This is a genomic window from Salinivibrio sp. IB643, assembly GCF_001996105.1.
Lineage (GTDB): Bacteria > Pseudomonadota > Gammaproteobacteria > Enterobacterales > Vibrionaceae > Salinivibrio > Salinivibrio costicola.
Map to the genome: position 1 here is coordinate 1 of NZ_MUFF01000049.1, position 7,601 is coordinate 7,601.

Below are 7,601 nucleotides of genomic sequence, written 5' to 3' on the forward strand. Positions count from 1 at the left end.
CGTTAACCTAGGTCTACAAAGGGAAAGGGAAAGGGAAAGGGAAAGGGAAAATTAACGGGGGAGAACAAATAAAAGTAAAGCCGGCGAAGGCACCGGCTTTACTGAAACACTTAGAATGCTGATGTGTCTTGGAAAAGACCAACTTTTAAATCTTTAGCGACGTAAATCTCTTTATCATCGACAAAGACATGGCCATCACCGACACCCATTACTAGTTTGCGATTAATTACACGCTTCATATGAATCTCATAACGAACGCGTTTAGCAGTAGGGAGAACTTGGCCTGTGAATTTCACTTCGCCAACTCCGAGGGCTCGGCCTTTGCCTTCGCCACCGATCCAGCCTAAGAAAAAGCCAACTAGCTGCCACATCGCATCCAAACCCAGACAACCAGGCATAACAGGGTCACCAGGGAAATGACAATCGAAAAACCATAGATCGGGATTGATATCCAATTCAGCGACAATTATGCCTTTATCAAAATCACCGCCTTGATCGGTAATGTTGGTGATACGGTCCATCATCAACATGTTAGGGGCAGGAAGCTGTGGACGTCCTGGACCAAAAAGCTCACCTTGGCTCGATGCGAGTAGATCATCGCGATTATAGGAATTTTGGCGTTTCATTATATCTAAACTGCTCCTTATTCAATTGCGAGCAGCTTAGCGTACACGTGTACGCCAAACAACTCGGATCAGTACTGGCCAAACCAGTTTTTTATGCGTTTAAACAAACTGTTGCAGCTTTGTTTTTCATCAGTATGAAAATGATTTATTCGATTAGATATTTTTCTTAGTAATGTCTCGTCTTCTTCTCCTGAGAATGGGAGACCCGTCACAAGAGGTAGAGCCTGCTCGACATCATCTACCGCCCAAATATGAAACTGTCCGGCTTTAATAGCTTCAACGACATCATTGCGTAAACAAAGGGATGATAGATTCGTTTTCGGTAACACCACACCTTGCTGGCCAGTTAATCCTCGGTGTGCGCAAACTTGATAGTATCCCTCGATTTTTTCGTTGATTCCGCCAACGGCCTGAACGCGGCCAAATTGATCGACGGCTCCCGTTATCGCAATGGCTTGATTAATCGGTTGTTGAGAAAGGGCGCTTACAAAAGCACACAGTTCGGCCAATGATGCACTGTCTCCATCGACCTCGCTATAAGATTGCTCAAACACAATGGATGCCGAATAAGGCAGGGGATCATCAAGATTTAGGGCCACGCTCACAAAGGCTTGCATAATCATCATTCCTTTAGCGTGAATATTGCCGGCTAATTCCGCTTTGCGCTCAACATCGGCAATATCCCCGTCGCCAGAGTGAACCACACATGATATCCGAGCTGGCTCGCCGTAGCTCAATGGATGACCGGGCACCTCAATCACAGTGAGACCATTGATTTGACCAATATGTTCACCGCGCGTATCAATAAAAACTTGTCCTTTGTGTATGTCTTCAATGGCACGCTCTGGCAAATACGCAGCTCGCTGATAACGGCGCGTAATGGCCGCATCAATCGCATTGCCGTCTAATACCTCATCGACCGTCATCAGTGATTCAGCCAATAATTGATGATACCAAATAGGACAAAGTGGCATACGTAACTGATCTTCACTTTCTCGTGCACCCGCTTGGAGTAAACGCACCAGCGCGGAGTCGGAGACACTTAAAGCGGTCAGTGTGGTGACAATACCTTTTAACCAAGAAAAGTAGGGCGTGATATTACTTGCGTTGAGCTCAATGTCTTGTTCATATTCAGCATAAGCAGATAAGCCATCGTAAAGGTCAGGCTCGTTGGTTTCAAAATCGGCCAGCCACTGCCTATCGCCAACCAATACCAGTCGAACATCAAGGCTTTCATCGGGCAATTCGGTTATTTGATCGGGACGCGCTGTTTGCCAAGCCAGATTACCTGTCGACAAAAATTGCTTCAGACGCACCCAAACACGAGGTTGTTGCAAAATATCGGCAACTTTTAAAATTAAAACGCCACCGTTGGCTTGATGGAGTAAGCCCAATTTTTTTTGTGACGCTGTCACATTTTTATTATTATCATAAGCAAACCCGAATAGCGTCGACTCTGTAACGGCCTCACCAATTAAAACAGGCGAACTCGGGCATTTTGTGACTAGCTCATCCCGATATGCATTAAGATAGTGTGGAAGATCAGCAGACATGACGGTCAGGCAACGTGTCGGGCACGAAGATGACATCAACCACTGCAGAGCCTGGGTTAAACGTGACTGCAGCGACAGTAGCGTGGCGGCCTCTAAATACTCAAACTGTGCGATGTCTGGGGAAAACTGAGAATAATGTGGTTTGGCATCACGCCAATCAACTTCATGCATGTCTATGATTACTGACTAAGATTAGAATGGTTAAAGCGTAAAGGATAACACACTACGGTAATAAAATGGCGCCATAACGAAGGGATAAATAACCAACGGGTAGGGTGCGTATCTAGGTGTGTGATAATTGAACAGGCAGCGAGTTAGTGTTACGCTGTCACTCATTGGCGTGACTGAAGCTTGGCATATGAAATATCAACAACTCGAAAACCTTGAAGCAGGCTGGAAATGGGCCTATTTGGTAAAAAAATGGAAAGATGGTGACGCTGTCACAAAATACATCGACGCAGACGAGGCAAATACTGCCGTTAATGCATTGCTGGCCCTTGAGCATGAACCCACGCGAGTTGAACAGTGGATTGACAAGCACATGGCGCCATCATTAGATAAAAAACTCAAGCAAGCCATTCGTGCCAAGCGAAAACGCCACTTTAATGCTGAACAAGAGCAAACGCGTAAAAAGTCGATCGATTTAGACTATCGCGTATGGGAAAAGCTGTCGCAAAAGGCCCATGAGCTTGATGCGACCTTGTCTGACACGATTGAATATTTGTTGTCTGAGGCTAACCGCTCAGAAAGTGCCAATAAGCAAGTGGATACGCTAAAGCAAGATCTTAGCAACTTGCTGGATATGTAAAATCTTTTATCAATAAGTGAGCATGCAGTATGGGCTACTTTTTACTGATTTCTTTTGCCATATTTCTCGCATTTATGTTGATCGACCGGCCATTGCTGGTGATAGCGTTTAAGGATGGCCAATTAGTGCGCCATAAAGGCAAAGTACCGAAAGGTTTTTTACATGATTGCCAAGATATCGCTAAACGTCATCCGTTTACGGGGACAGTAAAGGTATATAGCAATCGGTTTAAGCCCGCAAAAGTCGTGCTGTCGCGCAGTATTGATCATCGTACTCAGCAACGAATTAAAAATGTGTTCCCGCATCAGTCATTTAAATAATCACAATGCACACATTGAGTATCGAGGCGATACGGCGTGAATGGCTCAAACCAGACATGACTAAATAACTCATTTACACTCCCAACATCAGTGCGCATTATGTATGTTATGTTAAATAAAGTATTGAATAAGGTTTCTATGTGGGGTCATGCTATCGCGCACTGCTCTTTTTGATTGCCATTGAACGTAATTAGCTATTTACCATAAAATAGCTAATTACTACTTCCTTTAATCGTCATTATTCCAACACGTTTGGTCTAATTCGATTCAACTTAGCGGTAATTAGTGATCAGAAAGCGTTAACGGCTGATGCGTGTAAAGCACCGCACTCAGACTCGCTGCTCGCACTGGCTTAGTGACAAAGTCGTTCATGCCAGCCCGAACACAGCGTTGCTTGTCCTCGTCCATGGCATTGGCAGTTAAAGCAATAATGGGCTGCTTAAAGCCAGATGCGCGTAACGCTTTTGTTGCGGCAATGCCATCCATGACTGGCATCGACATATCCATTAAAACAATATCAAATTCAGTCTGCTTTACATGCTCTAGCGCTTCTTCGCCGTTTGATGCAAGCACCACGGTGTGGCCTTGCTTTTCTAACATCAAACGCACAACCATCTGATTGGCGCGGCTATCTTCAACGACTAAAATCACCATAGGTTGCACATTGCCTGCCGGTATCGCCGGCGTTGGCTGATGTTTTTCGGCATCTTGTGGGGTCGCAACAATGGGCAAGCGAACACAAAAGTCTGTGCCCTGGCCAAGCTCACTGTCTACATCGATACGTCCACCCATCATCTCAACCAGTTTTTTACAGATGGATAAACCTAGGCCTGTTCCACCAAACCGACGAGTAATGCTACCGTCTGCTTGGGTAAAGGGATCGAAAATGCGTCCAATCTGGCTTTCATCAATGCCAATTCCCGAGTCTTTTACCCTCAGGATCAGTACATCACCATCCGTATTAAGTGACACTGTCACACCGCCTTGGTCGGTAAACTTTAACGCGTTGGCTATTAGGTTAAGTAAAATCTGAGTAAAGCGATTCTCATCCATATAAAGCGTATCAGGGACAGAGGGAGACACGGATGCGGATAAATGGATACGTTTTTTATCGGCACGTTCAATGAGCTGTTGATAAACGTTAGTGACACAGTCACTTGGCTTCATTAAGGAGGGAGAGAGGGAAAAACGATTTGACTCAATTTTAGATAAATCAAGCACATCACTGATTAATGTCAATAGCAGTTGAGCGGATTTATCCATCTGCCCTACCCACTCTTTTTGCTCTAAGGTTAGCCGCGAATGTTGTAGTGCATCAATCAAGCCCAATACCGCATTTAGCGGCGTCCGTATTTCGTGGCTCATTACAGCAAGAAACTGTGATTTGGCGTTATTGGCCAGTTCAGCCTGACGACGCGCTTGTTGTAGCTCGACAACGCGACGCTTGGTGGCGGTAATATCTTTGGCGGTGCCGCGATAGCCTGACAATTGCCCTTTTTTATTGTAGCAAGGTCGGCCAGAGAGGCTTACCCAGTAGTCATGCGCACGAGATGCAATATGCCACTCAATGTCACTAAAAGATTCTTCGCGGGATATAAGCTGTTCAAGCCGTGCTTTTAATTCTTTATCTGATTTTATTTTCGCCAGCAATGCCTCGGCATCAATATGGATATCTGTATTAGGCGAAGATAGATACGTGAGCTGAAACGCATTATCAAGCTCCCAAAACCAGTCACTTGCTGTTTGTGCAAAATCCTGGAAGCGTTGACGACTAGCATTAAGCTCCTGGGTTCGGCTACTGACAAGTGCATGCAAGCGGTGTCGATAGTCGATATCCATAATGGTCCGCTCGATCAATGGACGAAATCGATCGACGACCTGCTGAGCTTCGTTATTGAACGAATCACGACGATGTGAAAATAAAATCAGCATGACTTCGCTGTCATTGACCGTTAAGCCGCTGATCAGTGCTGTACCTTGAAGATAACTGGCATATTGATGGGTTAAGCAGTGAAGCTCTTTGATCATGCTTGGCTTATAAATGGCAACCGTCTCTCCTTTTACACAACGGTGAAACACGTCCCCTGTTTGCCACGTTACCGTTTCTAGCAATCGCTCCGTAGACACTAAACAGCGAAACGCATCTTCCGTTTCACGATTGCGACTCAGCGCGACCGCACTATCAAAATTCACATAGCGATGAATAACGTCGAGCAATGACGCAAAGATATCTGTCTTCGATGTGGCTTCTGCCATAGCAGAAATGGCAGACAGAATTGCATCGTTCTCTTCTCTTAACCGTTTTTCTCTGGCCTCAACGCGGCTGAGTTCAAATAAGGTTTCTTGCAAAGATTCAGAGTCTGAACGTTCAGAAGCCGATAAGCGTTTCGACATCTTGATTAATCCTTGTGAAATAGCACAGCCGAGATCATTAAGTTACCGTGAGATAACTCTCCCCCTTTAAAGAGACCTTGCTCGCCAAACGTAAAGGGGCATACAAAAGGAGCGTTATACAAGGCCGTATTAATATTCTCAGCCACTTGGTCAAGGCGATCTTTTACATGCAACATGCATCCAGCGCAGTAGATCGCTAATCCACCCAGAGGCTCAGGCTGACACAGTGCATGATCATTTGCTGACTCCACTACTCGACTGGCTCGCGAAATGAGTCCCTCGCTGGTTCCCGACATAAAATAGACAGTTTGGCCAACCTCAAGCTGAGAAAATAACTCCATATGACCTTGCGCATTAATAAATGTCGGATGCGACAATGTGTAGTATGGCAAACCATGTATTGTGCCGGTTTGAGTGCCTAGCGGATAAAGCGTGGATTGAGAGAAAAGCGAATCTGTAGGATCAAGAGTCAATCCAGTTTCTGACTCGTACCAGCGTTTATACACTTCGGCAGCAGGTTGATGATTTAAGCTCACCAATGCGCGACCACGCACATCCGTCACCGTCGCATGCCTTTGAGTCGGCGCATAGCCAGAATGGAACGAGTAACTGACCCGAGCTGAGGGATAAAAAACGCTGATCGCGATGCCGGACGTTGCCGTTTGCTTATGATCGAAAATAGCCCAGTTTCCACCGACTGTTTCTGCCGCTGCCGAACCACCGATAACGGGAACAGACACGCCTAGCTCTTCTTGGATTGCCGATAAGGTTGCCTCTTCTTGACCAGGCGTGCTGTGCAACGCAATCAATTTGGGTAACTCGCCGCATCGCCCACTTTCTTCAATCGCTTGATTCAGTGCCATACGCGCTGAATCACGCACATGGCGGTGTGCTTGATGAGAGACCAGGGCTGAGCCATAACTGCCTTTATCATCACTGCATGCCCAGATAGCTGCCGCAGGACCGCTGGTACACCCATTTTGGGTCATCACGCCATAACACGTAGAACAGCCGATGAGTGGTACGCCCGGAAAAAGACGATATAAGGTACGTTGAAGCGCTTGAACGTCATAATGCTCAGTAAAGTAGATCATCAAAATCTTAGGCGTACTGATACGCGTTTTGATGGTGCGCGCCAATGCATAGGCGGCTTGTACTGCGTCATCAGCTTGAGTTCGTGCCGTTGCTATCTTCATGTCACCGTTACGTTGATAGGAATATGAGTGTATGACAGTACTAATGATACATGTATCAAGCGATCAATTCATTGTTCTCGGTGGCTGAAATAGATTCTAAACTGACGTATCCTATACGCCCTTTATATCAATTGAGCGTTGAACATGGATTGTCGACCCGTTGCGCTATTGGGTGGCGCGAGCACTTTAGGCGCCACGATTGCTTATCAACTTGCCGCTCAAGGCTATACCCCCATTATTATTGATCACAATCAGGCCTCTGCACTTGATATCGTTGCTCATGAACCTAGAGTTCGATTTAAATCAGTTCCGGCGCTTACCGTCGACGCTCTTACCGCTGCCTTATCGCAAAGTGTATCTCAACTTGCACCGCTAACTGGCGTAGTTCAGGTTGCCAAAGACGGTGAACGGTACATGCGACTGTTGGGGTATCCAGTTTTAGATCATTTGTCAAGCTGACGCGGCTTGTGTCATGATTTCTCCACATGGGGGGCTAATAAAGCCCCGTCTCGATGACATACCGGACACAAACTTCTTGCAACGGATTAACAGTGTCACTTTCTGGTTGGATCACAATTTTAACAGTGGTGATGAAACATTATCAGTGCGTGAAAAGTGCGAAGTTTTATCACCACTGGTTTGCTTTCTTTTAGGGGAAGAATCAAAACGCATTAATAATCAAGTTTTTAGTGTTAAACTGTAAC

At 45.8% G+C, this 7,601-nt stretch carries 7 protein-coding genes; 3 read left to right on the forward strand and 4 right to left on the reverse strand.

What is annotated here, in order from left to right; translation table 11 throughout:
* Positions 1–110: 110 nt before the first annotated feature.
* Complete coding sequence (fabA, locus tag BZG77_RS13770; RefSeq protein ID WP_077460553.1) at positions 111–626, reverse strand: bifunctional 3-hydroxydecanoyl-ACP dehydratase/trans-2-decenoyl-ACP isomerase; 516 nt, start codon at positions 624–626, stop codon at positions 111–113.
* 68 nt (positions 627–694) lie between these two features.
* Positions 695–2,350, reverse strand: coding sequence for an AAA family ATPase (locus tag BZG77_RS13775; protein ID WP_077647652.1), 1,656 nt, complete (start codon positions 2,348–2,350; stop codon positions 695–697).
* Positions 2,351–2,537: 187 nt separating this feature from the next.
* Here BZG77_RS13775 and matP point away from each other — a divergent pair, with 187 nt between their 5' ends.
* Positions 2,538–2,987, forward strand: a complete 450-nt coding sequence (gene matP / locus BZG77_RS13780; protein WP_077460551.1) for a macrodomain Ter protein MatP — start codon at positions 2,538–2,540, stop codon at positions 2,985–2,987.
* Positions 2,988–3,016: 29 nt separating this feature from the next.
* Positions 3,017–3,307, forward strand: a complete 291-nt coding sequence (locus BZG77_RS13785) for a DUF3634 family protein (protein ID WP_021023215.1) — start codon at positions 3,017–3,019, stop codon at positions 3,305–3,307.
* A gap of 282 nt (positions 3,308–3,589) precedes the next feature.
* Here the strand turns inward: BZG77_RS13785 and BZG77_RS13790 are convergent, their stop codons facing one another.
* Complete coding sequence (locus BZG77_RS13790) at positions 3,590–5,701, reverse strand: ATP-binding protein (RefSeq protein WP_077647653.1); 2,112 nt, start codon at positions 5,699–5,701, stop codon at positions 3,590–3,592.
* A gap of 5 nt (positions 5,702–5,706) precedes the next feature.
* Positions 5,707–6,897: an FIST signal transduction protein gene (locus BZG77_RS13795; protein ID WP_077647654.1), complete on the reverse strand. Its 1,191-nt coding sequence runs from the start codon at positions 6,895–6,897 to the stop codon at positions 5,707–5,709.
* Positions 6,898–7,041: 144 nt separating this feature from the next.
* Between BZG77_RS13795 and BZG77_RS13800 the strand changes: the two genes are divergently transcribed.
* The gene (locus BZG77_RS13800; RefSeq protein WP_077647655.1) at positions 7,042–7,356 is read left to right on the forward strand and encodes a hypothetical protein; all 315 of its coding nucleotides are present in this window, start codon (positions 7,042–7,044) and stop codon (positions 7,354–7,356) included.
* Positions 7,357–7,601: the final 245 nt, after the last annotated feature.

Excerpts from the sequence above, each read along its gene's own strand:
- matP (WP_077460551.1), top strand. The coding sequence starts at position 2,538 with ATGAAATATCAACAACTCGAAAACCTTGAAGCAGGCTGGAAATGGGCC.
- fabA (WP_077460553.1), bottom strand. The coding sequence starts at position 626 with ATGAAACGCCAAAATTCCTATAATCGCGATGATCTACTCGCATCGAGC.
- BZG77_RS13800 (WP_077647655.1), top strand. The coding sequence starts at position 7,042 with ATGGATTGTCGACCCGTTGCGCTATTGGGTGGCGCGAGCACTTTAGGC.
- BZG77_RS13790 (WP_077647653.1), bottom strand. The coding sequence starts at position 5,701 with ATGTCGAAACGCTTATCGGCTTCTGAACGTTCAGACTCTGAATCTTTG.
- BZG77_RS13775 (WP_077647652.1), bottom strand. The coding sequence starts at position 2,350 with ATGCATGAAGTTGATTGGCGTGATGCCAAACCACATTATTCTCAGTTT.
- BZG77_RS13795 (WP_077647654.1), bottom strand. The coding sequence starts at position 6,897 with ATGAAGATAGCAACGGCACGAACTCAAGCTGATGACGCAGTACAAGCC.
- BZG77_RS13785 (WP_021023215.1), top strand. The coding sequence starts at position 3,017 with ATGGGCTACTTTTTACTGATTTCTTTTGCCATATTTCTCGCATTTATG.